At 76.1% G+C, this 25,012-nt stretch carries 25 protein-coding genes; 10 read left to right on the top strand and 15 right to left on the bottom strand.

Features of this window, described 5'->3' with window-relative positions; translation table 11 throughout:
- Positions 1-17 precede the first annotated feature (17 nt).
- Entirely contained in the window at positions 18-896 is an 879-nt protein-coding gene (locus ACI795_RS16235; RefSeq protein WP_457076575.1) for a LysR family transcriptional regulator ArgP, read from the bottom strand.
- Positions 897-972: 76 nt separating this feature from the next.
- Here ACI795_RS16235 and ACI795_RS16230 point away from each other — a divergent pair, with 76 nt between their 5' ends.
- On the top strand, positions 973-1,599 hold the full coding sequence (locus tag ACI795_RS16230) for a LysE/ArgO family amino acid transporter (protein ID WP_457076574.1): 627 nt from the start codon (positions 973-975) through the stop codon (positions 1,597-1,599).
- 24 nt (positions 1,600-1,623) lie between these two features.
- On the opposite strand, the gene ACI795_RS16225 is transcribed toward ACI795_RS16230, so the two are convergent.
- The 5 genes from ACI795_RS16225 to ACI795_RS16205 all read right to left on the bottom strand — a co-directional run bounded on the left by ACI795_RS16225 (position 1,624) and on the right by ACI795_RS16205 (position 5,115).
- A complete protein-coding gene (locus ACI795_RS16225) occupies positions 1,624-2,472 on the bottom strand; it encodes a RecB family exonuclease (protein WP_457076573.1) in 849 nt (282 codons plus the stop codon).
- 50 nt (positions 2,473-2,522) lie between these two features.
- A complete protein-coding gene (locus ACI795_RS16220; protein ID WP_457076572.1) occupies positions 2,523-3,380 on the bottom strand; it encodes a PHP domain-containing protein in 858 nt (285 codons plus the stop codon).
- Between the two features lie 51 nt (positions 3,381-3,431).
- Complete coding sequence (locus tag ACI795_RS16215) at positions 3,432-4,115, bottom strand: PH domain-containing protein (RefSeq protein WP_457076571.1); 684 nt, start codon at positions 4,113-4,115, stop codon at positions 3,432-3,434.
- A gap of 8 nt (positions 4,116-4,123) precedes the next feature.
- Positions 4,124-4,279, bottom strand: coding sequence for a hypothetical protein (locus ACI795_RS16210; protein ID WP_457076570.1), 156 nt, complete (start codon positions 4,277-4,279; stop codon positions 4,124-4,126).
- A gap of 212 nt (positions 4,280-4,491) precedes the next feature.
- Complete coding sequence (locus tag ACI795_RS16205) at positions 4,492-5,115, bottom strand: DUF6758 family protein (protein WP_457076569.1); 624 nt, start codon at positions 5,113-5,115, stop codon at positions 4,492-4,494.
- A gap of 114 nt (positions 5,116-5,229) precedes the next feature.
- Here ACI795_RS16205 and ACI795_RS16200 point away from each other — a divergent pair, with 114 nt between their 5' ends.
- The 3 genes from ACI795_RS16200 to ACI795_RS16190 all read left to right on the top strand — a co-directional run bounded on the left by ACI795_RS16200 (position 5,230) and on the right by ACI795_RS16190 (position 7,738).
- Positions 5,230-5,709, top strand: coding sequence for an NUDIX domain-containing protein (locus ACI795_RS16200; RefSeq protein ID WP_457076568.1), 480 nt, complete (start codon positions 5,230-5,232; stop codon positions 5,707-5,709).
- Positions 5,710-6,317: 608 nt separating this feature from the next.
- Positions 6,318-6,806: a hypothetical protein gene (locus ACI795_RS16195; protein ID WP_457076567.1), complete on the top strand. Its 489-nt coding sequence runs from the start codon at positions 6,318-6,320 to the stop codon at positions 6,804-6,806.
- Positions 6,803-7,738: an MFS transporter permease gene (locus tag ACI795_RS16190; RefSeq protein WP_457076566.1), complete on the top strand. Its 936-nt coding sequence runs from the start codon at positions 6,803-6,805 to the stop codon at positions 7,736-7,738. Before ACI795_RS16195 ends, ACI795_RS16190 begins: the two co-directional genes overlap by 4 nt.
- Before the next feature lie 29 nt (positions 7,739-7,767).
- Here the strand turns inward: ACI795_RS16190 and ACI795_RS16185 are convergent, their stop codons facing one another.
- Complete coding sequence (locus ACI795_RS16185; protein WP_457076565.1) at positions 7,768-8,061, bottom strand: WXG100 family type VII secretion target; 294 nt, start codon at positions 8,059-8,061, stop codon at positions 7,768-7,770.
- A gap of 152 nt (positions 8,062-8,213) precedes the next feature.
- Here ACI795_RS16185 and ACI795_RS16180 point away from each other — a divergent pair, with 152 nt between their 5' ends.
- Positions 8,214-12,365: an FtsK/SpoIIIE domain-containing protein gene (locus ACI795_RS16180; RefSeq protein WP_457076564.1), complete on the top strand. Its 4,152-nt coding sequence runs from the start codon at positions 8,214-8,216 to the stop codon at positions 12,363-12,365.
- A gap of 33 nt (positions 12,366-12,398) precedes the next feature.
- Here ACI795_RS16180 and ACI795_RS16175 read toward each other — a convergent pair whose 3' ends face one another.
- The 4 genes from ACI795_RS16175 to ACI795_RS16160 form a co-directional block, all read right to left on the bottom strand.
- On the bottom strand, positions 12,399-12,911 hold the full coding sequence (locus tag ACI795_RS16175) for a DUF6912 family protein (protein WP_457076563.1): 513 nt from the start codon (positions 12,909-12,911) through the stop codon (positions 12,399-12,401).
- Positions 12,912-13,004: 93 nt separating this feature from the next.
- Positions 13,005-14,402, bottom strand: coding sequence for a WS/DGAT/MGAT family O-acyltransferase (locus ACI795_RS16170; RefSeq protein ID WP_457076562.1), 1,398 nt, complete (start codon positions 14,400-14,402; stop codon positions 13,005-13,007).
- 96 nt (positions 14,403-14,498) lie between these two features.
- Entirely contained in the window at positions 14,499-15,776 is a 1,278-nt protein-coding gene (locus tag ACI795_RS16165) for an AAA family ATPase (RefSeq protein WP_457076561.1), read from the bottom strand.
- Positions 15,776-16,498, bottom strand: coding sequence for an SAF domain-containing protein (locus ACI795_RS16160; RefSeq protein WP_457076560.1), 723 nt, complete (start codon positions 16,496-16,498; stop codon positions 15,776-15,778). Before ACI795_RS16160 ends, ACI795_RS16165 begins: the two co-directional genes overlap by 1 nt.
- A gap of 196 nt (positions 16,499-16,694) precedes the next feature.
- Between ACI795_RS16160 and ACI795_RS16155 the strand changes: the two genes are divergently transcribed.
- Positions 16,695-16,928 carry a helix-turn-helix domain-containing protein gene (locus tag ACI795_RS16155; protein ID WP_457076559.1) on the top strand — a complete coding sequence of 78 codons (234 nt, stop codon included), beginning with the start codon at positions 16,695-16,697 and terminating at the stop codon, positions 16,926-16,928.
- A gap of 17 nt (positions 16,929-16,945) precedes the next feature.
- Here the strand turns inward: ACI795_RS16155 and ACI795_RS16150 are convergent, their stop codons facing one another.
- The gene (locus tag ACI795_RS16150; protein WP_457076558.1) at positions 16,946-17,512 is read right to left on the bottom strand and encodes a hypothetical protein; all 567 of its coding nucleotides are present in this window, start codon (positions 17,510-17,512) and stop codon (positions 16,946-16,948) included.
- 86 nt (positions 17,513-17,598) lie between these two features.
- Between ACI795_RS16150 and ACI795_RS16145 the strand changes: the two genes are divergently transcribed.
- A complete protein-coding gene (locus ACI795_RS16145) occupies positions 17,599-18,333 on the top strand; it encodes a LysM peptidoglycan-binding domain-containing protein (RefSeq protein ID WP_457076557.1) in 735 nt (244 codons plus the stop codon).
- Positions 18,330-18,914 (top strand): Rv3235 family protein, encoded by a 585-nt coding sequence (locus tag ACI795_RS16140; RefSeq protein ID WP_457076556.1) that lies wholly within the window; start codon positions 18,330-18,332, stop codon positions 18,912-18,914. Before ACI795_RS16145 ends, ACI795_RS16140 begins: the two co-directional genes overlap by 4 nt.
- 102 nt (positions 18,915-19,016) lie before the next feature.
- On the opposite strand, the gene secA is transcribed toward ACI795_RS16140, so the two are convergent.
- On the bottom strand, positions 19,017-22,130 hold the full coding sequence (gene secA, locus ACI795_RS16135) for a preprotein translocase subunit SecA (RefSeq protein WP_457076555.1): 3,114 nt from the start codon (positions 22,128-22,130) through the stop codon (positions 19,017-19,019).
- Between the two features lie 89 nt (positions 22,131-22,219).
- Here secA and ACI795_RS16130 point away from each other — a divergent pair, with 89 nt between their 5' ends.
- On the top strand, positions 22,220-22,627 hold the full coding sequence (locus ACI795_RS16130; protein WP_457076554.1) for a pyridoxamine 5'-phosphate oxidase family protein: 408 nt from the start codon (positions 22,220-22,222) through the stop codon (positions 22,625-22,627).
- A 50-nt stretch (positions 22,628-22,677) separates the two neighbouring features.
- Complete coding sequence (locus tag ACI795_RS16125; protein WP_457076553.1) at positions 22,678-23,196, top strand: GNAT family N-acetyltransferase; 519 nt, start codon at positions 22,678-22,680, stop codon at positions 23,194-23,196.
- 105 nt (positions 23,197-23,301) lie between these two features.
- Here the strand turns inward: ACI795_RS16125 and hpf are convergent, their stop codons facing one another.
- Both hpf and ACI795_RS16115 read right to left on the bottom strand, forming a co-directional pair.
- Positions 23,302-24,030: a ribosome hibernation-promoting factor, HPF/YfiA family gene (hpf, locus tag ACI795_RS16120; RefSeq protein WP_457076552.1), complete on the bottom strand. Its 729-nt coding sequence runs from the start codon at positions 24,028-24,030 to the stop codon at positions 23,302-23,304.
- 91 nt (positions 24,031-24,121) lie between these two features.
- Positions 24,122-24,919 carry a ComF family protein gene (locus ACI795_RS16115; protein ID WP_457076551.1) on the bottom strand — a complete coding sequence of 266 codons (798 nt, stop codon included), beginning with the start codon at positions 24,917-24,919 and terminating at the stop codon, positions 24,122-24,124.
- Between the last annotated feature and the right edge of the window lie 93 nt (positions 24,920-25,012).

Below are 25,012 nucleotides of genomic sequence, written 5' to 3'. Positions count from 1 at the left end.
GACACAGTCTGCCGCAGTCAGTCCGCGATCGGCTGGTCCAGCGCGCGGCGCGCGGCGGTCTGCACGGCGTCGGCCACCCGGTCCAGCGACGGAGAGCGCAGCTTCCACTGCTGCCAGTGCAGGACCACGTCGACCGCCCCGGCGTCGTCCAGGGAGACCAGCTCGCCCGGTGGCTCCTGCTGCCGGGGGACCATCCCCCAGCCCAGGCCGAGCCGGACCGCGGTGACGTAGTCGGCCGAGGCGGGGACGTAGTGCACCGGTGGGGTCGCCGGGTCCACGCCCCGGGCACGCAGGTACCGGTGCTGCAGGTCGTCCTTGCGGTCGAAGACCACCACCGGAGCCCGCGCGAGCGCCGCGGCCCCGGCGCCGTCGGGGAGCCAGCGCGCCGCGAACGCCGCCGTCGCCATCGGCCGGTAGCGCATGGCTCCCAGGCCGGTCACGGTGCAGCCGGGCACCGGCTCGGCGTCGGTGGTGATCGCCGCCGTCACCGTGCCGTCGCGGAGCAGGGCGCTGGTGTGCTCCTCGTCCTCCCGGTGCAGGTCGAAGGCGATGTCGGCGGCCAGTGGCGCCAGCGCCGGCAGCACCCAGGTGGCCAGCGAGTCGGCGTTGACCGCGATCGGCAGGCCGACCGGCCCGGCGTCCCCACCGAGGTCCCGCACCGCGTCGGCGGTGAGCAACCCGACCTGCCGGGCCAGCCGCAGCACGGCGGCCCCGGAGTCGGTGACCCGCACCGGCCTGCTCCGGACGAGCAGCACCCGTCCGGTGGCCACCTCCAGCGCCTTGAGCCGCTGACTCACCGCGGACGGGGTGACGTGCAGGGCCCGTGCCGCGCCGTCCAGGGTGCCGGCCGCGACCGTCGCCTCCAGAGCTCGCAGCTGCCCGAGGTCGAGATCCACCGGATCATTAGAGCAACTGGTGGAGCATCAGGAAGATGAGCGGCACTTCATGCGGCAGGTGCCTACTGTGCTGCTCGTGCCCACCGCTGTTGTCGCCGCCGCCTCCGGGCTCGGCCTGGGACTGTCGCTGATCGTCGCGATCGGCGCGCAGAACGCCTTCGTGCTGCGCCAAGGGCTGCGCGCCGAGCACGTGGCCGCCGTCGTCGCCGTCTGCCTGCTCTCCGACGTCGCGCTCATCGCGGCGGGGACCGCGGGCGCCGGTGCACTGGTGACCCGGGTGCCCGAACTGCTGACCGCGGTCTGCTTGGCCGGGGCGGCGTTCCTGCTCGGCTACGGGCTGCTGGCCGCCCGGCGCGCGCTGCGCCCGGCCGCGCTGCTGCCCGCCACGGGCGGCGCCCGCGGCTCGCTCGCCGCCGCCGTCACCACCTGCCTGGCGCTGACCTGGCTCAACCCGCACGTCTACCTGGACACCGTGGTGCTCCTCGGCTCGCTGGCCAGCACCTGGTCCGAGCAGCGCTGGTGGTTCGCCGCCGGGGCCGCGCTGGGGTCGGCGGTGTGGTTCACCGGGCTCGGCTACGGGGCGCGGCTGCTGCGCCCGGTGTTCGCCCGGCCCGCCGCCTGGCAGGTGCTGGACGGGCTCATCGCCGTCGTCATGGTGTCACTGGCGATCTCGCTGGCCGTCCGCGGTGTGCGCAGCGCGTGATCCCGTCCCGATCCGACAGCCAGCTCAGTCGGCCGCCGGCTCCTCGGGGAGGAAGCTCCAGCTCTCCCGCGCGGGGACGGCGGCCTGGCCGGCGGGGCAGCTGGGCCGGAAGTCGCACCAGCTGCACTGCCGGCCGGTGACCGTCGGGAACGCATCGTCGGGGCTCTGCCCGGCCTCGACCGCCTCGGTGGCCGCCGCGATGTCGGCGGCGATGTCCTCGGCCCGGCGGACGTGGTTGGCCAGCGACCGGTCGGTGTGCTCGAACGCCGCGACCGTGCCGCTGGGCAGGTGGTGCAGCTCCACCCGGCTGCACGGCCGGCGCAGCGTGCGGCGGACGCCGAGCACGTAGGCGGCCAGCGCCGGTGACCCGCGGGCCTCGTCCTCGGTGGACGGCGTCCGGCCGGTCTTGTAGTCGACGACGACCAGCTCGTCGCCCCGCCGGTCGATCCGGTCGACCCGGCCGGACAGCGCCAGCGCGGGCGTCGTCGTCCCCACCGTGCGCTCGGTGCCGGCCGGCTCGTCGGCCGGGTCGAGGCCGGCGACGTAGTCGGTCAGCCAGCCCGCGGCCTTGGCCCGCCAGCGCTGGGACTGCTCCTCGTCGCGGAAGCCGGTGGGCGACCAGACGCCGTACAGCAGCTGGCGGACCGCGGCGGTGGTCCGCCTCTCGATCGGCAGCTCCCACCACGACCGCAGCGCCGCGTGCACCGCCGAGCCGACGGTGTTGTGCGCCCAGGGCGGGCCCTTGGGTGGGGTGGGCCGCTCGACGTAGGCGAACCGGTAGCGACGCGGGCAGTCGGCGAAGGTCGCGAGCTTGCTCGGCGTGCAGGCGAACAGCCGCTTGGGCATGCCCGGCATCTCCAGCTGCGCGCTCACCGCCGGTCCTCCCCCATGCCGGCCACCGTAGCCCGGCGGTCCGACGGCCCTCAGTCGGTGAGGACGCTGCTCCCGGTGCCGGCTGCCACGACCGCCTCGTACTGGTCGGGGTCGGTGGTGCAGGCCCCGATCGGGGTGCGCTTGTTGGTGCCGTGGTAGTCGCTGGAGCCGGTGCGGATCAGGCCCAGCTCGCCGGCCACCCCGCGCAGGTGCTCCCGCTGCTCCGGCGTGTGGTCGGGGTGGTCCACCTCCAGGCCGAGGAGCCCCGCGTCGGTCATCACCGCGAGGGCGGCGTCGTCGACCACCCGGCCGCGGGAGGTGGCCAGCCCGTGGGCGAACACCGGCACCCCACCGGCCGCGCGGACCAGCGCGATGCCGTCGAGCACGTCGGTGTCGGCCTTGGTGACGTAGTGCGGGCTGCGGTGGTTCAGCACGGTGGCGAAGGCGTGGTCGACCGAGTCGACGACGCCGGCCGCCACCAGCGCGCCGGCGATGTGCGGCCGGCCGACCACCCCGCCGCCGCTGCGGTCCACCACGACGTCCCAGGTGATCGGGTAGCCGGCGGCGGCCAGGTTGCCGACGATCCGCTCGGCCCGCCCGAGCCGCTCCTCCCGCAGCCGGACGCGCTCCGCGGCGAAGGCGGGGTGCAGCGGGTCGAACAGGTAGGCCAGCAGGTGCACGCTCATCGGCGGCTCGTCGGCCGGGAACCAGCGGCAGGACAGCTCCATCCCCGGCACGACGGTCAGGCCGGTGGGCCGGGCGGCGGCGGCGGCCTCCCACCCGGCGGTGGTGTCGTGGTCGGTGAGGGCGACGACGTCGAGCCCAGCAGCGGCCGCCGTGGCGACGAGCGCCGCGGGGCTGTCGGTGCCGTCGGACACCGCGGAGTGGGTGTGCAGGTCGATGCGCACGGCGTCAGCCTGCCGCACCCGGCCGCGCTCCGGGCGACCGGCGGTCGGCGGTCACTCGGCGGGCGGGGTGCGCCGGCCGGCGCGCACCCGCGGGATGGGCTCGGTGTCGTGCCGGCGCCCGGAGACCAGGGGCCGGGGCAGGTGCTGCTCGGGCGCACCGTCGTCCCCGCGGTCGTCGGCGCTCAACGAACCGTCGGCGTCCTCGTCGGCGCTGACCGGGTTGGTGGAGAAGTCGGTGCCGAACATCAGCTCGCTCAGCCGCTTGTACAGCGACCCGGCGTGCGGCATGAAGGTGACGACGTCCAGCCCCTGCTGCTGCCCGGCCGACTCGAACCGGAAGGTGCCGTAGCCGAGGATCTGCCCCCAGAAGGTCTCCTTCCAGGTCAGGTCGGTGATCCGGCGCAGCGGCATGACGGCGACGGTGCGGATGATCACCCCGGAGGTGAGCAGCACGCGGCGCCGGGTGACCAGCAGGTGCCGTACCCACCACTCGGCGGTGTGCAGGCCCAGGTAGGCCAGCGCGCCGAGGGCGACGACCAGGCCCAGCGTGGTACCGACCCGGTTGTCCGGGTCCAGCTGCAGGAACCAGACACCGACGACGAGCAGCGGCAGGCCGCGCAGGTAGGGACGCGCCAGCACCGCCGGGTGTCTGCGGGTGGCGATCACCGGCGGCTCGTCGGCGAGCAGGTACTTCTCGGCGTCCTTGCCCCAGCGGGGCCGTCGCGGGCCGGACACGGCCGGGCTCAGACCAGCGAGCCCACGAAGGCCGACAGCGACTGGGCCGCGTCACCCAGGGCCGAACCCGCGCTGCGCACGATGCCGGCCGCGTCCTCGGGGCGCTGGATCACGTAGAAGACGACGAAGGCGATGACCACCCAGGTGAGCACCTTCTTCAGCACGGTCGCACCGTTCCTCCCATCGGGCAGCCCAGGCGGGTCTCCGACCGCCCGCTGTGCACGGACGACGGCACGACGCCACCACGGCCTGCTCGACCGCACCCCATGGGTAACAGCAGTCCCACGCACAGCACCAGTCGCCACGCCGGGGGACGGCGAATCGTCGGATCCGGCCGGCGGGTCGGGCTTGCCAGCCGACCGGCGAGCGCTCCCGGTCAGCGCCCGGGGAGCAGCCGCTCCGTCGGCGGGCCGAGTGGGAGGTCGGGGTAGACCCGCTCGCGCAGGTCGAGCAGCGCCGGGTCCTCGGCCAGCAGCCAGGCGGCCGACGACGGCCAGGTCACCAGCCACAGCCACACGCCGTACGCCTCCCCGACGAAGGCGGCGCGGTCCTCGCTGGTGGGCACGGTCCACAGCGGAGCCCGCTGCCCGGCGGCGCGGACGGCCGCGGTGGACGGGCCGTCGATCAGCTCACCGGGGTCGACGCCGGGGAGCCCGGCGTAGCCGCACCCCAGCCCGGTGCCCGGTTCCTCGGCCACCAGCACCAGCTCGGCGGCCTCGCCCAGCGGGCCGGGGCCGGCGCAGGCGACGACGATCGCCCGCGCGCCGGGCTCGCCGCCCCAGGCCAGGCCGGTGACCGCCCAGCCCGGGGGCATCGGGTCGGGCACCCAGGCCGGCACCTGGGCGTCGGCGCAGACGGCGGTGATGGCGTCGTGGGCGACGACGGCGGTGTGGTGCAGCGGGGTGACGGCCCCGTGCAGGTGGCACCAGCCCTCGGCGGTGGAGCCGGGCTTCACCATCAGCGTCTCGCCGCATCGGGGGCACACCGGGGAGACGCTCATCGCCGCTCACCGTCGGTCCCCGGCGCGGTTTCGTCAAGCACGTGCCCCTCCCCGGGGTCGGCGGGGCGCGCCCGGCGACGGGTGGGGACCGTTGGCCGGCCGTAGCCTCCGGGCGTGACCGAGCGCGACGTCGCCGTCCCTGAAGTGCCCTGCGCCGTCCCTGAGGAGCCCTGCGCCGTCCCTGAGGTGCCCTGCGTGGGCGCCGTGGTGCACGACGCCAGGGGTCGGCTGCTGCTGATCCGGCGGGGGCACGCCCCGAGCGCGGGACTGTGGTCGGTGCCGGGCGGGCGGGTGGAGCCCGGGGAGACCGAGCGCGACGCGGTGGTGCGGGAGACGCACGAGGAGACCGGGTTGCGGGTGCGCCCGGTCGCGGTCGCCGGGCGGGTGCGCGTCGCCGGGGACGGCGTGCTGTTCACCGTGACCGACTGGACCTGCGAGCTGACCGGCGGGGACCCGCTGCCGGTGGCCGGTGACGACGCCACCGAGGTGGCGTTCGTCGACGCCGCGGGCCTGGCCGGGCTGGCGGACGCCGGCCGGGTGGCACCCGGCGTGGTCGCGGCCCTGGCCGGCTGGGGACTGCTCCCCCGCGGGTGAGCGGTCAGCGGCTCGGGACGGCCGGGCCGCTCCCCGCCGCGCTGCTCCGCGGCCGCGCGCTCGGGCAGCATCACCTTCCGGCGGAAGACGCAGACCACCGTGCCGTCCTGCTCGTAGCCGGTGGTCCCCGCCTGGACCACGCCGCGGTCGTCCCGGGACCGGGACTCGGTCTGGTCCAGCACGGCGGTCCCGCCGCAGATCGTGTCGCCGTGGAAGGTGGGGGCGAGGTGCCGCAGCGACTCGACCTCCAGGTCGGCGATCGCCGTGCCGGAGACGTCGGGGAGCTCATGCCCAGCAGCAGCGAGTGGACGTGGTCGCCGACGCCGACGCCGACGTCCGCGCCGAAGTCGGTGGTCTCCGCCGCGAAGTGGGCGTCCAGGTGCAGCGGGTGGTGGTTCATGGCGAGCAGGCAGAGCAGGTGGTCCGTGGCCCCGACCTCGAACTCGTCGTAGCACCGGCCCAACTGCGCCTGCTCAGCTCCCGATCGTCGACTCGCTGCGACGGGACGCAGACGCCTCAGGCGCCCCCCGTTGCCCGTGCGGAACGGGAGCGGCCCGCGCGGGGCGACGATGCCCCGTCAGGACGGGCGCCGATCCTACGATGGGCCGGTGCCGCTGCAGTCCGCTCCCGACCTGCCCGCCGAGGGCGAGGTGGTGCGGCTGTCCCCGGCCGGACGACGCGCCCGGCTCGCCGCCGCGGTGGTGGTGCTGGCCCTGCTGCTGGCCGGCACCGTGTGGGGCAACGACGACGAGTTCCCCTTCGGCCCGTTCCGGATGTACTCGACCCGCGCGAACCCGGACACCCCGGTGATCTCCACCCGGGTGGTCGGGCTGACCCCGGCGGGTGCGGAGGTGCGGCTCTCCGGCGGTGAGGTGGGGCTGCGCCGAGCGGAGTTCGAGGGCCAGCTGCCGCGGATCGCCGAGGACCCGGCGCTGCTGGGCCTGCTCGCCGACTCCTACGCCGAACAGCACCCCGACGCCCCCGAGCTGACCGAGGTGCTGGTGGTACAGCGCCGCTTCGAGCTCGCCGGTGGGCAGCAGACCGGTGCCTTCGAGGACCGGGTGCTGGTCTCCTACGACCTGGAGGACGACGCGTGAGCACCCCCAGCTCCGGGCACGGCCCGGTCGAGACGCCGGAGACCTCGCCGACCACCGTGCCGGCGTCGCCGGCGCGGTCGTCCTGGTGGTTCCGGCCCGTGCCGCTGGCCCGGATCGCGGTGTTCCGGGTGATCGCCTACCTGTTCATCCCGGTCGACGTCTTCCTGACCACCGCCTGGGTGCGGGCGCACGCCGACGTGCCCACCGACTGGTACCAGCCGCTGCTGATCGGCCGGCTGCTGCACCTGCCCGCCCCGACCACCACGCTGGTCCTCGTCGTCCAGTGGGCGCTGGTGATCGCGGCGCTGGCCGCGGCCACCGGCCGCGCACCCCGGCTGCTGGGTTTCGCCGTCTTCCTCCTCTACTCGGAGTGGATGGTGATCGCGATGAGCTACGGGAAGGTCGACCACGACCGGATCGCCTTCCTCGTCGCCCTCGCCGTGCTGCCCACGATCGGGGTGGCCCGGTTCCGCGACCGCCGCTCCTCCGAGGCCGCCGGCTTCGCGATGGCCGCGGTGCTGGTGACCGTGATGCTCACCTACTTCCTGGCCGCCTGGGCGAAGATGCGCTTCGGCGGTCTGGACTGGGCGACCGGGTCGACGCTCACCCGCGCCGTGGTGCGCCGTGGCACCGACCTGTCGACGTGGACACTGGACTTCCCGTGGCTGCTGACCGCCGCCCAGTGGGCGATGCTCGTGTTCGAGTTCGCCGCCCCGCTGATGCTGCTGGTGCGCAGCGACCGGGCCCGCATCGGCCTGGTGCTGTTCCTGCTCGGCTTCCACGTGATGGTCTACGCCGGGGTCGGGATCATCTTCCTGCCGCACTGCATCGCGATCCTGTCGATCGTCCCGTGGGAGCGGCTGACCGCCCGCCGCCGGCACGACACCCTCAGCGAGCCCGTGCCACCCGCCCCGGCGGCCGTCCGCAGCTGACCGGCCCCGGCACCACCGGCCGCCGCGCGTCAGATCATGGCGCCGATGCGGGCGGCCATCTCCGCCTCGTGCTGCTGGTAGGCGGCGGCCACGTTGGTGAGCAGCTGGCCCATGCCGGTCAGCGCCTCGCTCAGCCCCTGGCTGGACAGCCGCCACTTCTCGTAGAGCTCGCTGAACTGCACCGCCGCCTGGCTGTCGGTCCACCCCTCGAGCACCGAGCTGTTGATGCCCGCGGACAACGCCGTGTGCCGGGCGGTGGTCTCCCCCGCCTCGGCCTGGCAGCGGCCGGCCATCCCCTGCAACGTCGCGATGTCGACCTTCACGGTTCCTCCTCCTGACCCGGGCACCTCCCGGTGGAGCAGGACGGTAGGTGGCCGGGCCGGCCCCCGTCGGCCGTCGTCCACAGGCCCCGCGGCTGTCCACAGGTCGCCCCGGCCGACCGCCACGGGCCGCTCGCGAGCGGCACGATCTGCCGGTGCCCACGTCAGCCGGCGCCCCGGGCGGGGCGCGGACCAGCAGCCGCAGCTGGACGCTGTGCACCGCCCGGGGGGTCGTCGACGTCGAGGTCTCCGCGCCCGGGGACGCGCTGCTGGACGACGTCCTGCCCGGCCTCGCCGCGGAGCTGGAGCTGCCGGCCGGCGGGCTCTGGTCCGGCTCCGCGGAGCTGCCCGGCGACACGCCGCTGTCGGCCTGCGCGCTGCACCACGGAGCCGTGCTGGGCTGGAGCCGGCCCGCTCCGCGGGACCCGGGCACGGACGGCTCGGGCGCGCTCGAGCTGCAGGTCGCCGGCGGACCGGACGCCGGTCGCAGCCTCCCGCTCGGGCGCGGACGCCTCGTCGTGGGCCGCAGCGCGGGGTGCGGACTGGTCCTCGACGACCCCGACGTGTCCCGTCGGCACGTCGCCGTCACGGTCGCCGAGGGGCGCGTGACCGTCGCCGACCTCGGCTCCTCCAACGGCACGGTGCTGACGACGCAGCAGGGCGCCGTACCGCTGGGCGCCGCCGAGACGACCTGGCCGGTGGGCGAGGCGATCCGGCTCGGCGCGACCACCCTCCGCCTGACCGGTCCCGCCGGCTCCCCGTTGGAGAGCTCCGGCACCGGCGCGGGACGGGTGGTGGTGCACCCGCTCGCGGTCACCCTCCCGCCGGCCGTCCCGGTCACCGTCGAGCGGCCCGCCCCGCCGGCCGAGCCGCCGAGCCGGCGCCTGGGGTGGGTGGCGGTGTCCCTCCCCGCCGTCGGTGGCGTCGCGATGGCCTGGCTCCTCGACACCCCGGCGTTCCTGTTCTTCGCCCTGCTCAGCCCCGCGGTGGCGGTCGCCGGCTGGTGGTCGGACCGGGTCACCGGGCGCCGCGCCGGCCGGCGGGCCCGCGCCGAGCACGCGGTCGCGCTGGCCCGGGCCGAACTCGAACTCGCCGCCGCGGTCACCGCCGACGTGGCCGGTCAGGAGGCACGCCACCCCGACCCGGCCCGGCTCTGCACCGCGGCACGGCGGCGGACCTCGCCCCTGTGGAGCCGGGACGCACACGACCCCGCCGGCTGGGTGGTGCGCCTGGGCAGCGGCCCCGGCCCCACGTCGGTGACCGTGACCGGCCCGGACGGCGGGCGGTCCGCAGCGCCGGCCGACGCCGTTCCGGTCACCCTGGACCTCGGCTCCTGCGCCGGCCTGGCGCTCAGCGGACCACGACCGGCCGTCCTGGGCACGGCGCGGGCGCTGGTGGGCCAGCTGGCCGCACTCTGCCCGCCCGGTGCACTCACCCTCCAGCTGGTCTGCGATCCGGGTCGGCTGGCCGACTGGGCGTGGGCCCGCTGGCTGCCGCACCTGGACACGGTCCTCCTGGCCGGGCGTGGCACGGACGACGGACCCGACGTCCTCCTGCCCGGCGGCGAGGGCCGGGTCCTCACCGTCGTCGACGGCCCGGTGCGCGCCGAGACACGGGCCGCGCTCGTGGCCGCCGCACCGCGAGTGGCCCTGCTCGAGCTCACCGAGCGGCCGGGGGCGGCGTCCGGTGCGCAGCTGACCGTCACCGGCGAGACCGGTACCGCCGGGCGGCTCGTGCTCCCCGGCACCCCCGGCCGTCCGGTCACCCTGGACGCGGTGCGGGAGTCCACCGCGGCGGCGCTGGCCCGCACGCTGGCCGCCCTCACCGCGCCGGCCGACGCGCACGGGGTGCCCGACGGCGCCCGGTTGCTCGACCTGTCCGGCGCACCCGGGGAGGCCGGCCACGAACCGGTGCCCGACTGGGAGCGGTCGCGCACCCGGCTGATGGCGACCGTGGGCGCCACGGCCCGCGGCCCGCTCACCCTGGACCTGGTGGCCCAGGGGCCGCACGCGCTCGTCGCGGGCACGACCGGGTCGGGGAAGTCCGAGCTGCTGCAGACGCTGGTCGCCAGCCTGGCCCTGCACCACCCGCCGGACCGGTGCAGCCTCCTGCTGGTCGACTACAAGGGCGGCGCCGCGTTCGCCGAGGCGGCCGCGCTGCCGCACACCGTCGGGGTGCTCACCGACCTCGACCCCGGATCGACCGCGCGGGCGCTGCGCTCCCTGGCCGCCGAGCTCACCCGGCGGGAGCGGCTGCTCGCGGCGCACGGCGTCCGGGACGTCGGCGAGCTGCCCGACGAGGTCGCGCTGGCCCGGCTGGTCATCGTGGTCGACGAGTTCGCCACCCTGGTCGAGGACCTGCCCGGCTTCGTCAGCGGCCTGGTGGGCATCGCGCAGCGCGGGCGCTCCCTGGGGGTGCACCTCGTCCTGGCGACCCAGCGTCCCTCCGGGGTGGTCAGCCCGGAGATCCGGGCCAACTGCTCGCTGCGCATCTGCCTGCGCACCACCGACGAGGCGGAGGCCCGCGACGTCCTGGGCAGCGCGCTGCCGGCCCAGCTGCCCGCCGACCGGCCCGGCCGCGCGTGGCTGCGGGCCGGTGGCGCGGCACCGGTCCTGCTCCAGGTCGCCCGGGTGTCCACGCCGGCACCGGCCGGGCCGGCGGTCCACGTCCGCCGGCGAGCCTGGCCGGCGCTGCCCGTACCGGCCTCGGGAGGCAGCTCCGCGGACGGCAGCGACCTGGCCCGGATCGCCACCTCCCTCCGACGGCGGACGACGACGGCGGGGCTGGAGCTCCCTCCGCGACCGTGGCTGCCACCGCTGCCGAGCCGGCTGACCGTCGCCGACCTGCGCACCGCCCGGGCCGCGGTCGCCCCGACGGTCCTCCGGATCGGCCTGCTCGACCTCCCCGACCGGCAGGTGCAGCCCCCGTTCGAGCTGGACCTCGCCACCGGTGGCGGCTGGCTCGCGGTGGGTGGGCCGCGCAGCGGGCGGAGCACCGCGCTGGAGACGGTGCTGGGCGAGGCGACTGCCCAGCTCTCCCCCGAGCAACTGCACGTCCACGTGCTCGACCACGGCGGCGGGGCGCTGGCCGCCCGGGCCGCCGGCCTGCCGCACACCGGCACCGTGGTGCGGCGCGGCGACCCCCACCGCAGCGGCCGGCTGCTGCACCGGCTGGCGGCGGAGCTCGACCGCCGCCGGGTGGGTGCCCCGGCGGACCAGCCACTCGTCCTGCTGCTGGTCGACGGCTACGACGGCCTCGCCGCCGAACTGGAGAGCGGCGACCCTGCGGGCGGCGCCGCCGACCTCATCCGCCTGTGCCGGGAGGGCGGGGCGGTCGGGCTGACCGTCGCGGTGACGGCCGACCGCGCGGTCCCCGGGAGCCGGCTGGCCGGTGCGGTGCGGGAGCGCCTCGTGCTGCCGCTGCCCGACCGCACCGACTACGCGGTCGCGGGGGTGCCCGCGCGAGCCGTGCCCGAGCACCGCCCTCCGGGCCGGGCGCTGGTGGGTGAGGGCGCCGTGGAGTGCCAGCTGGCGTTGCCCCGGGACACGGTGCGCTCCTGGCCGCCCCGGGCGGGCACCACCCACGCCCCGGTGCGGGTCACCGAGCTCCCGGCCGATCCCGAGCTGCCGCTGCCCTTCCCGGACGCCGGGCCCCGCTGGCTGCCGGTGGGCCCCGGCGGCGACGAGGGCGAGGTGACCGGGCTCGACCTCGGCGCGTGCGGCGGACTGCTCGTCGTGGGTCCGCCCGGGAGCGGCCGCAGCGAGGCGGTCCGCGCCTTCGGACGGCACTGCCGGGTCGCCGGTGCCCGGGTCCTCGACCTGGCGGCGGCGCCGGGCCGCGGCGACCATCCCGACCCCGAGCAGGACGCCGACGGGGTGCACGAGCTGGACCGGCGCGACGTTGCGGGGCTGCGGGCCTGGCTGGCCGCCCCCGCCCCCGGCACCAGGGTCGTGCTGGCCGACGACGTCACCTCGCTGCCCGACGCCGTGGCCGATGCGCTCGCGGCCGCCCTCGGTCCGCCCACGGCGGACCCCGCGGTCGACGCACCGGCGCCCGGCGAGGTGCTGGTGATCGCCGCCGGCGCCCCGACCGAGCTCGCCGGGAGCTTCCGCGGGCCGGTGGCCGCGCTGCGACGCTCACGCACGGCGCTGTTGCTGCGTCCTGGCCCCGGGGACGCCGAGCTGCTCGGGCTGCGCGTGCCGCGCACGCCCCTCCCGGCCCGACCCGGCTCCGGTTGGCTCCTCGTCCGTGGCGAGCCGGTCCGCGTGCAGGTCGCCCGGCGCCGGGGCCCGAGCCCGCTGCGGTGACCCGGTGCGGTGACCCGTGACCCGGTGCCGGGGTCAGAGCAGCTCGAGCGCCGGCCCGATCTCCTGCGTGGCGTACCAGGCGAGTTCGTGCCCCTCGGCCTGGTCGACGGTGAACTGCGCCTCGTCGCTGCCGAGGTCGGCCTCCAGGACGACGGAGACCGCGGCCCGGACGTCGTCCTCCGCCTCGGCCACGTCGAGGTGCGCACTGGCCACGTCCGCCAGCGTCACGTCGGCGGCGGTCCGGGCAGCGCCGGGGTCGGCGGCGGGGTCCTCGATCGGGGTGAGCGAGGAGTCGGGCACGTCGGCGGCCAGCACGACGCGGCGCCGGGCGGCGGCCGGGTCGACGTCGATCAGGCGGAGGCTGGCCCGGGCCGCGGCCAGCAGGGCGGCGTACTCCAGCTCCTCGTCGTCGCGGAGGCCGTCGCTGAGCTCGTAGTGGCTGCGCAGCTGCGGCGTGACGGCGAACACCGTGAGCGGTCCCTCCAGTCGGCCGTCGTCCAGCAGCCGTCGCAGGACGGTCGTCGTGGCCGGCACGTACACGCGCACCCGGGTCGCCTCCTCAGTCGTGGAACAGCGACCGTAACGTCGCCGGCGGCGCTGCCCGTTCCCCGGCAGGGAGATGAGGCCCCGCGCCACCGGTCAGCCGGCGGCCTCCCGGAGGTCGCCGACCTCCCGCTCGATGAGGTCGGCGAGCACCTCGACGTCGCTGATGCTGTCCCGGTCGGCGTTGAGGCCCACGTACACCGTGCCGTCGTAGCTGGTCAGGCCGATCGCCAGGCCCTGGCCGCGGACCAGCGGGACCACCGGGAAGACCTCGATCACCCGGGCCCCGCCGGCGTACAGGGGCACCTGGGGCCCGGGCACGTTGGTGACCACGAGGTTGAACAGCCGGCGGGACAGCCCGCTGGCGGCGCGGGCGCCGAGGGCGTGCAGCGTCGGCGGGGCGAACCCGGACAGCGCGCTGAGCGTGCCGGCGCCCACCGACTGACCGCGGGGCGCCAGCCCGCGCATGGCGTAGCTGATCCGGGCCAGCCGCACCCGCGGGTTCGGTTCGCCGACCGGCAGGTCCACCAGCAGCGAGGAGACGCGGTTGCCCCCGGCGTCGTCCTCGGTGCGCACCGATACCGGCACCAGGGCACGCACCACCGTGCTGCCCACGACCGGCTCGCCGCGCGACAGCAGCCACTCCCGCAGCGCCCCGGTGACCGTGCTGAGCAGCACGTCGTTGACGGTGCCACCGAGGGACCGGCGCACCTCCCGCAGTTCGGCCAGCGACACCCGGGCGACGGCGAACCGCCGCTGCCGGCCGATCGGCGCGTTCAGCGGGCTGGCCGGGGCCGGCGAGACGGCGGTCCGCGCGGCGGCGGCGAGCACGCCGCTGGCCACCCCGGCCCAGCGGGCGGCGGTGGCGCGCACGTCGCCGACCGCGGTCCGGGCGGTGTCCAGCACCGCCGAGGGCCGCTGCAGGTACTCCTCGACCGCCTCCCAGACCAGCGCGGCCGGCCCCGGCGGGCGCCGCGGCCGCCAGTCGTCGGGCACGGGCACCGTGCCGGCGCCGGCGTGCGGGCTCGGGTCGAGGATGACCTGACCGATGTCGATGGCGCCGAGCCCGTCGACCAGCGCCGGGTGCGTCTTGGTCACCACCGCCGTGCGGTCGCCGACCAGCCCCTCGACCAGGTACATCTCCCACAGCGGGCGGGTGCGGTCCAGCGGCCGGGCGGTGAGCCGGGCGACCAGCTCCAGCAGCTGCGCCTCGGTGCCCGGCCGGGGCAGCGCCGAGCGGCGCACGTGGTAGCTGATGTCGAAGTCCGGGTCGTCGACCCAGGCCGGGTTGGCCAGGTGCCCGGGCACCTCCAGCACCTTCTGCCGGTAGCGGGGCACGAGCGGGAGCCGGGTCCGCACCAGCTCGACGAGGGCCTCGTGGTCGAGCCCGCCGTCGGGGCACTCGAGCACGAGCACCCCACCCACGTGCATGGGCGTCGCCGGCTCCTCCAGGTAGAGGAAGGACGCGTCCAGCGCGGTGAGCCGTTGAACCACGGCGTGACCTCCCTCACTGACGGTCGTCCCAACCTACGCGGTGGCCCCGCCCCCGGCCGGGGTGCCCCCGTCGGCCGGCCCCGGCCGGCGGGCCGCTCAGCGGCGGGAGCGCCGGCGTCCCGCCGGGACCGGCGCACCGCTCAGCCCCGCCGCGAGGTCGCGCAGCGCGCCCCGCAGCGGCGACCCGGGCGCCACCTCGGCCAGGGTCCGGCCCGCGGCGAGGGCGGCGTCGGCCGCCCGCCGGTCGGCCGGCAGGAACCAGTCCACCTCCGCACCGGTGAAGCGGGTGAGCGCCGCGGCGATCTCCCGACGCGGGTCGCCGGCCACCGGGCCACGGCGGAGCTGGTTGACGACCACCCGTGGGCGGACGTCGGGCAGCACCTCCCGCAGCTCGCCCAGGGCCCGGATCGTCCGCTGCAGCGCCACCGGGTCGGCGCCGCTGACGCAGAGCACCTCGTCGGCCGCCTCGAGCACGGCCAGGGTCGCGCCGTTGCGCCGCGGCGCGGCCGTGTCGAAGGACAGCTCCTCGTCCTCCTCCAGGCAGAAGGCGCAGTCGACGACGGTCAACGCGGCCAGCCGCCGGGCCTCCTCCAGCACGACGGTGACCGACTGCGGCCGCAGCTCCGGCCAGCGGTCGGCCCGCGCCAGCCCGGTGAGCACGCGGAGCCGCGGCCCCACCGACCCGGCCAGCCGGGACAGCGCGGGGCCGTCGAGCGTGCCCGCGCCGGCCTGCCGGGCCGCGGCCGCCACGCCCGGCGACTCGTCCAGCAGACCCAGCACCTGCGCCACCACGCCGCCGTAGACGTCGGCGTCCACCAGCAGGGTGGTCACCTCCAGCCGGGCCGCCTCGTCGGCGAGGCCCACCGCGACCGTGGTCCGCCCCGGGGCGCCGGTCGGGCCCCAGACGGCGACCACCCGGCCGCGGCCCGCCGGGCGGGGTGGTTCCTCCTCGTCCGGCCCGGCCGGGCGGAGGGCCGCACGCGGGTCGGCGACGTCACGCCCGGCCGGTGCGCCCCCGGCCACCGCAGCACGCAGGGCCCGGGCGATCTCCTCCGGCGGCGCGTCGGCAGGCAGCACCCGCTCGACCCCGAGCTGGCGCAGCCGGTCACCGGCCCGCACGTCCCCGGGCTCGACCAGGCCGACGACCGCCACCCCGGCGGCGACCAGGCGGGTCACGGCCGCGACGTCCAGCCGCCGGAGCTCAGCGGAGAGCAGGGCGGCCTGGCCGGTGCCGGTGCTGGCGGCCGCCAGCAGATCGGCGACGTCGACACACCGACGGACCACGGTGACGCCGTGGTCCTCCCGGTCCAGAGCGCCGACCAGCTCGGACTCCCAGGCCGCTCCCGTGACAGCGGTGAAGACCTGCAGCGACATCAGCCGGTCGGCCCAGCGCCGGGGGCAGCGTCGGCAGTGGCGTCGACGGAGTTCCGGACGACCACGACCAGCCCGCGGCCACCGATGGCGGCCAGCACCTCCGGAGCCTCGTCGGCCGGGACCGTCACCACCACCTGCAGGGTGCTCGTGGACGCCGACAGCACACCGTCGGACCGGCCGGTCACCGCCTGGACGGGCGCGGCGCCGACCACCAGGTCCACGTCGCCGCCGGTCTCCAGCGACGCGCCCACGGCCGGGTCGGCCACCGCGTAGACGTCGACCAGCTGGCCACGGGCGAGCCCCGGCGGCACGAACCCGGCCTGGACGGGCAGCGCGAGCTGCACCTGCCCGGTCACCTCCTCCAGCGCCGACCGGGGCAGCAGCTCACCGGCGCGGACCGCCCGTGCCAGCACCCGCCCCTCGGGGCGGGTGCTCGCGGCCAGGTAGGAGCCGGCGACGTCGTCCAGCCGCACCGACACCGGCACCAGGTCCTCCGCGGTCAGCACGGTGCCGGCCGCGAGGTCGGCGTCGGCCGACCAGACGGGCACGGTCGCATCGGCGGCGGTGACCACCCGCGCACCGACCAGCACCGACCCGAGGACCAGCAGCACCCCGAGGACGAGGCGCAGGTCCAGCCAGCGCGGTGGGCGCACGCGCCGGACGACCGGGCCGGTCGACGGCGACTCGACGCCGGGGACCGCGGAGGTGGTCGGCGCGCTCATGGACGGGTCGTCCTCCCGGCTCCTCGGCCGTCCGGATCGCTGTCCGGGGCGGTACCGCACGGTGCGGCGGAGGCAGATCATGGCCGAGGGACCGCGGGCCGCGCAGCCGTTGTCCACACCTTCGGGTGGACGATGCGGCTGCAGGTCACCCGACTGACAGACTGACGACCACCTTCGACGGGAGAGCGACCACCTCATGGCGACCCAGCGGTTCTGGACCCTCGACGACGTCGCGGAGATCCTCAACGTCTCCTGGTCGCAGGCCTACGCACTGGTCCGCCGCAAGGAGCTGGGCGCCATCCAGATCGGCGGCCGGGGTCAGTGGCGGGTGGAGAAGGACGAGCTGGAGCGCTTCATCCAGCAGAAGTACGCCGAGGCCCGCGCGGTCGAGCCGGAGGCGGCTGAGACCGAGGTCGACTCGCCCTCCTGACCGGCTGGGCCGCCGGTTCAGACGACGGCCGGCGGCAGGGTCCGCACGGCGGCCACCGCGGACAGCACGACCGCCCGCACCCCGCTGACCGCACCCCGACGGCGCGGACGGTCCACCGCGTGCTCGGCCAGCTCCAGGTGGTCGGCGCCGACGCGGTCCACCGTGCCCGCGAAGACGCTGCCGTCGTCGAGCAGGCACTGCACCGTCGCGCGGTCGCGGGCCAGCCCACGCAGTGCCCGGCGCAGGTCCAGCCGCGACGGCGCCCCACCGGCGGCGACCTCGACGGTCAGCGTCGTCAGCCCGCCCACGGCCCGGACCGCGCGGGTGGCGACCAGCAGCTCCCGCTGCTGGACGTCGACGAGCAGCAGCCAGTCGACGCCGACCTCGACCAGCCGGCCGCCGAGCTCGCCGGCCCCGGCACAGGTCAGCAGCACCTCGGCACCGAGGGCACCGCGCAGCCGCTCGGCCAGCCGCACCTGCCCGACCGCCGCCCGTGACCGGGACGCCGCCTCGGCGTCGAGCTCGGCCACCTCCTGGTCAGCGGCCTGCGCCTCGAGGTCGGCGAACAGCTGCTCCCAGCGCATGGCGGGAGCGTAGCTCGTCCACAGATCCTTGCGTTTGGTTGCATTTGCTTGCAGTAGTGCTGTTTGGTGGACATCCAGGAGGTGTGATGTCCACTCGACGATGGCTGACGACGACGGCGGTGATGGCCGTCATCGCCTGGGCGCTGGCCGCCCTCGGGGCCGATCCGATCGCGCTGCGGGGTGCGCTGGCCGATCCGCAGGGATTCGTCGACGGCGCAGGCGCCGACGCGCTCGTGCTCGTCGGCGTCACCGCGGCGGCCTGGTCGTGCTGGGCCTGGGGCGCCGTCGGCCTGCTGCTCACCGCGCTCTCCACCGCACCGGGCGCGGCGGGATGGATCGCGGGATGGCTGCTCCACGCCCTGCTGCCGGCCGGCGCCCGGCGCGCGGCCGCGCTGGCCATCGGCCTGGGGCTGGTCACCGCGGCGCCCACGGTGGCGTGGCCCGCGCCGACCGACGTCGCGACCGCCGCCGATGCCTCCGACGTCGGGCCGGCGCTGTCCGTGGACTGGCCGCTCGGGCCGGACCCCGACTGGCCCCGGGCCGATGCCCGGCCCAGCACCCCACCCGACGAGCCCTCCGGCGCAGCCGAGCCCCACCGGGCCGCGACGCACGTGGTGCTGCGCGGGGACTGCCTCTGGGACATCGCAGCCGCCTGGCTGGCCCACACCTCCCCCGGCACGCCCGTCACCGACGCCGCCACCGCCTCCGCGGTCAGCGACTGGTGGCAGGCGAACGCCGACGTGATCGGCCCCGACCCCGACCTCCTGCTGCCCGGTCAGGTGCTGCAGGCACCGCCCCTGCCCTCCGAGGAGCTCCGATGAGCGCACCCCAGCACCAGCTGACCCCGCCGGCCCCCAGCGCGGGCGACCCGACCACCCGACCACGACTGCACCTGGCGGTGGTGCGCACGCCGGGGCCGGCGCTGGAGCCCGCAGAGCACCCGGTCCGGCTGCTCCTGCCCGGTCACCGGCACCGGCGGCCGGCTCCGCCGCCAGGTCCGCGCCCCCGCCTGGACCGGCGGCCCCAGCCCCAGCACGCCCCGGAGGAGGTCGAGTTCGGTCCCCGCTGGTCGGGACGGGCCGACCTGCCCGACGCGGTCTCCGCCGGACGTCGGCTGGTCACCCTCACCCTCGAGGCGTTCGCCGGCCGCCGGCCGATGGCGCAGCTGCAGCCCCTGGTGACCCCGGCGCTCTTCACCGCCCTGGCCCAGCGGCGCCGGCCCCGCTGGTGCACCGAGGGGACGGCGCCACTGCTGGTGGGCCGGGTGCACGTCTGCGAGCCGGTCGACGGCGTCGCCGAGGTCAGCGTGGTGGCCCGCCGGGGCGGGCGTGCCCACGCGGTCGCCGCTCGCCTGGAGGGCATCGACGGGCGCTGGCGGTGCACCGCGCTGCAGATCGGCTGACGGCCCCGTCCGGAGGCTCGCCCGAGCGTGCGAGGGTCAAGAGGGACGGGGTCCTTCGTGACGCCCCGCCGACCGGACGGTCAGCGGGGCGTCGTCGACGGATCAGCTGGTGGCGGCCGACCCGTGGCACTGCTTGAACTTCTTGCCCGAGCCGCAGGGGCACGGCGCGTTCCGCGGGGTCTCCTTGGTGCCGGTGACCGTCGCCGACTTGGCCGCCTTCGGCCGGCCGGCGTCCTTCGCCGAGGGGTCCAGGCTCGGGGCGCTGTAGCTCAGCTGCTCCTGCTTCGGCGCCTCCAGGCCCTTGACCGACAGCTCCGGTCCGGTGCTCGCCGCAGCCGGCGCCTCCGGCTCGGCCGGCGCCTCCGGCATCGCCGTGGCAGCCACCGGCGCGGCCTTCCGCACGCGCCGGGCGGAGCTCGTCGTCCCAGCGCCGTCGCCGGTGCCGTCACCGTTGCCGTTCGCGGTCGGCGCCGCACCGTCGCCGTTCCCGGTGGGAACGGCCACCGCACCGTCCCCGTCGGCCGGCCGCGACGCGGGGGTCTGCGCAGGCGGCGAGGTCCGGGCCGGTGCCGAGGCCTGCGCCGCCGTCGCGGTCGCGGCCTGGGCCGCCGCGGCGGCGGCCTGCCGGGCGAGGACCCGCTGGGTGCCGGCCTGGGCGCGGGCCAGCGCCTCGGCCTCGGACTGCGCCTGCTTGGCCCGGGCCTCGGCCTCCTGCTGCTCCTTGGTCTTGACCTCGAGGTTGAACAGGAAGCCGACGGACTCCTCCTTGATCCCGTCGAGCATCGCGTTGAACATGTCGTAGCCCTCGCGCTGGTACTCCACGACCGGGTCGCGGTTGGCCATCGCGCGCAGGTGGATGCCGGCCCGCAGGTAGTCCATCTCGTAGAGGTGCTCGCGCCACTTGCGGTCCAGCACCGAGAGCAGCACCCGCCGCTCCAGCTCGCGCATGACCTCCGCGCCGAGCCCGGACTCCCGCTCCTCGTAGGCGCGGTGCACGTCGGCGAGCAGCTCTTCCTTGAGCACGTCGGCGGTCAGCGCGGCCTGGTCACCGTCGGCCACCCGGTCCAGCAGCTCCTGCCGGTCCAGACCCACCGGGTAGAGCGCCTTGAGCCCGGTCCACAGCTGCTCGAGGTCCCAGTCCTCGGCGTAGCCGATCTCGGTGGCGCCGTCGACGTAGGCGGCGACGACGTCGTCGACCATGCCGCGCACCTGCACGTGCAGGTCCTCGCCGTCGAGCACCTTGCGGCGCTCGGCGTAGATGACGGTGCGCTGGCGGTTCAGCACCTCGTCGTACTTGAGGACGTCCTTGCGGACCTCGTAGTTCTGCTGCTCCAGCTGCGTCTGCGCCGAGCGGATGGCCCGGCTGACCATCTTGTGCTCGATCGGCTGGTCGTCCGGGACGCGCAGCGTGTTCATCATGTTCTCGAGCATCGGCCCGTTGAACCGACGCATCAGGTCATCGCCCAGCGACAGGTAGAACCGGGACTCCCCCGGGTCGCCCTGCCGGCCGGAGCGGCCGCGCAGCTGGTTGTCGATGCGGCGGCTCTCGTGCCGCTCGGTGCCCAGCACGTAGAGGCCCCCGGCCTCGGCGACCTGGTCGTGCTCGGCCTTGACCTGCGCCTTGGCCGCGGCGAGCGCGTCGTCCCAGGCGGCCTCGTACTCCTCCGGGGTGTCCGTCGGGTTGAGGCCCTTGGCCCGCAGCGTCTCGTCGGCGATGAACTCGGCGTTGCCGCCGAGCTGGATGTCGGTGCCGCGGCCGGCCATGTTGGTGGCCACGGTGACCGCGCCCAGCCGGCCGGCCATCGCGATGATCGCCGCCTCCCGGGCGTGGTTCTTCGCGTTGAGCACCTCGTGCGGGATGCCGCGGCGGAGCAGGAACTTCGCCAGCACCTCGGACTTCTCCACGCTGGCGGTGCCCACCAGCACCGGCTGGCCGGCCTCGTGCCGCTCGGCGATGTCGTCGACGACCGCCTCGAACTTCGCCTTCTCGGTCTTGTAGATCAGGTCGGCCTCGTCGGCCCGGATCATCGGCCGGTTCGTCGGGATCGGGACCACGCCCAGCCCGTAGGTCTGGTGCAGCTCCGCGGCCTCGGTCTGCGCCGTGCCGGTCATGCCGGAGAGCTTGGTGTAGAGCCGGAAGTAGTTCTGCAGGGTGATCGTGGCGAGGGTCTGGTTCTCGTCCTTGATCTGCACCCGCTCCTTGGCCTCGATGGCCTGGTGCATGCCCTCGTTGTAGCGGCGGCCGGCCAGCACGCGGCCGGTGAACTCGTCGACGATGAGCACCTCGCCGTTGCTGACGATGTACTGCTGGTCCTTCTTGAACAACTCCTTGGCCTTCAGGGCGTTGTTCAGGTAGCTGATCAGCGGGGTGTTGGCCGCCTCGTAGAGATTGTCGATGCCCAGCTGGTCCTCGACGAACTCCACGCCCTCCTCGGTGATGGCGACCGTCCGCTTGCTCTCCTCGACCTCGTAGTGCCGGTCGCGCTTCATCAGCGGGGCGATGCGGGCGAACTCGCCGTACCAGCGGGCACTGGACTCGGCCGGGCCGCTGATGATCAGCGGGGTGCGGGCCTCGTCGATGAGGATCGAGTCGACCTCGTCGACGATGGCGTAGGCGTGACCGCGCTGCACCAGGTCGTTCTTGGACCAGGCCATGTTGTCGCGCAGGTAGTCGAAGCCGAACTCGTTGTTCGTGCCGTGCGTGATGTCGGCCAGGTACTGCTCGCGGCGCACCGCCGGAGCCTGACCGGAGACGATCGTGCCGACGCTCAGGCCCAGGAACCGCTGCACGCGGCCCATCCACTCCGCGTCGCGGGTGGCGAGGTAGTCGTTGGTGGTGATGACGTGCACGCCCTCGCCGGAGAGCGCGTTCAGGTAGGCGGGCAGCACACCGGTGAGCGTCTTGCCCTCACCGGTCTTCATCTCGGCGATGTTGCCCAGGTGCAGCGCGGCACCACCCATGAGCTGGACCCGGTAGTGCCGCTGGCCCAGCGTGCGCTTGCTCGCCTCGCGGACCACCGCGAACGCCTCGGGCAGCAGCTGGTCGAGGGTCTCGCCATCGCCGTAGCGCGCCTTGAACTCGTCGGTCTTGGCCCGCAGCTCGGCGTCGGTCAGGTCGACGACGTCGACCTCGAGCGCCTCGACCGCATCGGCGATCTTCGACAGACGACGGACGATCTTGCCCTCACCGGCACGCAGGATCTTGGAGAACACCACGACCCCAGCGTAGGCGGCCCGGCCGAGGAGCGGTCCCGACGTGGCCGAACTCCCTACCCAGCACGGGTCCGGCCGTACCGTCTGCGAGCGTGTCCTCCCCCACCCCGCCGCCCCGGCCGCCGTCCTTCGGTCCCGGGCTGGTCGCCCTCCTCACCGAACGCCACCTGGCGACGCTCACCACGCTGCGCGCCGACGGCACGCCGCACGTGGTCCCGGTCGGGGTGACCCTCGACCCGGCCACCGGGACCGCACGGGTGATCACCTCGGGCACGTCGGTGAAGGCCCGGAACGTGCGCGGCGGGCAGGACCGGGTCGCCGTCTGCACCGTCGACGGACGGCGCTGGGCGACGCTGGAGGGGACGGCGGTGGTGCGGGAGGACGCTGCGTCGGTCGCCGACGCCGAGGCCCGCTACGCCCGCCGCTACCAGCAGCCGCGGCCCAACCCCGCGCGGGTGGTCATCGAGATCTCGGTGGACCGGGTGCTGGGCAACGCCTGAACACCTCGGCACGACAACTGGCCGGGGTCCTTTCGCTGACCACCGAGGTGGTGCGCACCGAACGGGTCGTGCTGCGGCCCTACCGGCCGGACGACGTCGACGCGGTGTTCGCTGCCTGCCAGGACCCGGACATCGGGCGCTGGATCCCGGCCGTGGGCCCGTCCTACGGCCGCGCGGACGCCGCGACGTGGGTCACCCGCGAGGCACCGGGTGAACGGCAGGCGGGCACCGGGCTGACCGTGGCGATCGAGGCCGACGGCGAGGTCGTCGGGTCGACCGGCGTGCACCGCATCAACCAGCACCCGCTGGGCCCGGAGGTCGGCTACTGGATCGCGGGGCACGCGCGTGGCCGGGGGTACGCGGCGGAGGCGGCGCACGCGATGGCGGAGTGGGCCATCGGGCTGGGCGCCCCGCGGGTGTACCTGGTCGCCGACGTGGCCAACACCGGCTCGCAGTCCGTCGCCCGCCGGGCGGGCTTCAGCCAGGAGGGCGTGCTGCGGGTCTACCTGCACTACGCCGACGGCAGCACCGCCGACGCGGCGCTGTTCGCCCGGCTGCCCGGCGACTGACGAAGGACGGCGGGCCGCCTCCCGGAGGGGAGACGGCCCGCCGTCGGCCTCCCTGCAGGGGCCCGCCGCGAGCTCGCGAGTGGCGGGGGGCAGGGAGGTCCTTCTTCAGACGGTGGCCGGCTGTCGGTCGGCGGTCGCGACGGTGTCCCCAGCGCTCTCCGCGTCCGCCCCGGCGGTCTCGCTCGCCGGCACCTGCGCGCCGAGCCGGATGAGCCCGTAGTCGAAGGCGTGCCGGCGGTAGACCACCGACGGCTGCCCGGTGTCAGCGCACAGGAACAGGAAGAAGTCGTGGCCCACGAGCTCCATCTCGTAGAGGGCCTGGTCGACGTGCATCGGCGTGGCCGAGTGCACCTTCTCGCGCACGATCCGGCCGGGCAGGTGCTCGTCCAGGTCGGTGACCGCCGGCTCCGCGCCCGCCTCGATGTCGGGTGCCCCGCCACCGAGGTCGGCCGTGTCCGCGGTCAGCAGCTCCTCCACCGGCGCGTCGGAGACGCCCTCGAGGCGCACGCTCGGCGGCGTCCGGCGGCCGTGGTGCACGCGGCGGCGGTCGTTGGCCCGCCGCAGCCGGTTCTCCAGCTTGTTCACCGCGAGTTCGAGCGCGGCGTAGAAGTCGGGGGCGCACGCCTCGGCGCGGGCGACGGGGCCCTTGCCCCGCAGGGTGATCTCCACGCGCTGGCAGTTGGCTGCCTGGCGCGGGTTCTTCTCGTGCAACAGCTCGACGTCGATGCGGATCAGCTTGCCGTCGAAGCGTTCGAGCTGGCCGACCTTGTCCTCGACGTGCGTGCGGAAGTGCTCGGGCACCTCGACGTTGCGTCCACGGACCACGATCTCCATGAGACCTCCCGGTGAGCGGGTGTGATCGAACCGACGCTAGCTGCCTCCCCGGGTTCCCGACACCGGAAACGGTGGTCACCGGGGTCCCAGGTCACCGACGCACGGTGAAGGTCCCTGGTGGGGGCGGGACCCGGGGCCCGGGCGCGCGCCGTGGCGTCGCCGCCACGACCGCCGCCAGCACCGGCGTGTCGCCCGGCGGCCCGGAGCCGGTGCGCAGCGCCCGGGCCGCCTCGGTCAGGGTGGCTCCGCTGCTCACCACGTCGTCGACCACCACCAGCACCCCGGACGGCGCCGGCGGACGCCGCACGACGAACCGGCCGGCCAGGTTCGCCTGCCGCTCCCGGGCACCGAGGCCCGCGCTGTCCGTGGTGCCCCGGCGCCGCCGAAGCAGCGGGACCGTCGCCGCCGCCATCCCGGCGTCGCGCAGCTCGGCTCCCGCCCGGTCGGCCAGCTCGCGCACGTGGTCCCGGCCGCGGGCCCGCACCGCCGCGGCGGAGCTGGGCACCGGCACCAGCAGCACCGGCGCGCTCGGCCCAGGCGGCTGCGCCAGGCCGGTCAGCACCGCGGCGACCGCCAGCGCCAGCGCGCTGCCCAGCGGGTCGGCCAGCTCGGCCCGGCCGTGCTCCTTGAACGCGACCACCGCCGGGCGCACCGGCCCGGCGTAGGCGCCGGCGGCGACCGTCGGCGGGAAGCCCGGCGGGTGCCGCCGCGGCTGGGCGAGCCGGGGCCGGGTCAGCAGCGCCCGGCAGCGGGGGCACAGCACCGGGCCGGGCACCGCGCACCCGGCACAGGCACGCGGCAGCACCAGGTCGGCCAGCGCCCGGGCCGCCTCTCCCAGCAGGCTCCCCGACGGGCTCCCGGAGCCCGTGCCGGCCGGCGTCGCGCCCACGGGCCTCAGGCTGCCCGACCGGCGGCGGGACCGGCGACGCGCACGGCGGCCTGGGGACGGCCACCGGGGCTGGGGACGGCGTCCGCCGCCGGC

This window comes from Modestobacter sp. SYSU DS0290, assembly GCF_054050955.1.
Note: the sequence above shows the minus strand (reverse complement) of the source record. Positions and strands in the feature narration are given on the sequence as shown.

Coding starts and splice junctions, on each gene's coding strand:
- ACI795_RS16205 (WP_457076569.1), bottom strand. CDS start 5,115: ATGAGCGTCTCCCCGGTGTGCCCCCGATGCGGCGAGACGCTGATGGTG.
- ACI795_RS16165 (WP_457076561.1), bottom strand. CDS start 15,776: ATGTCGCTGCAGGTCTTCACCGCTGTCACGGGAGCGGCCTGGGAGTCC.
- ACI795_RS16160 (WP_457076560.1), bottom strand. CDS start 16,498: ATGAGCGCGCCGACCACCTCCGCGGTCCCCGGCGTCGAGTCGCCGTCG.
- ACI795_RS16155 (WP_457076559.1), top strand. CDS start 16,695: ATGGCGACCCAGCGGTTCTGGACCCTCGACGACGTCGCGGAGATCCTC.
- ACI795_RS16150 (WP_457076558.1), bottom strand. CDS start 17,512: ATGCGCTGGGAGCAGCTGTTCGCCGACCTCGAGGCGCAGGCCGCTGAC.
- ACI795_RS16145 (WP_457076557.1), top strand. CDS start 17,599: ATGTCCACTCGACGATGGCTGACGACGACGGCGGTGATGGCCGTCATC.
- ACI795_RS16140 (WP_457076556.1), top strand. CDS start 18,330: ATGAGCGCACCCCAGCACCAGCTGACCCCGCCGGCCCCCAGCGCGGGC.
- hpf (WP_457076552.1), bottom strand. CDS start 24,030: ATGGAGATCGTGGTCCGTGGACGCAACGTCGAGGTGCCCGAGCACTTC.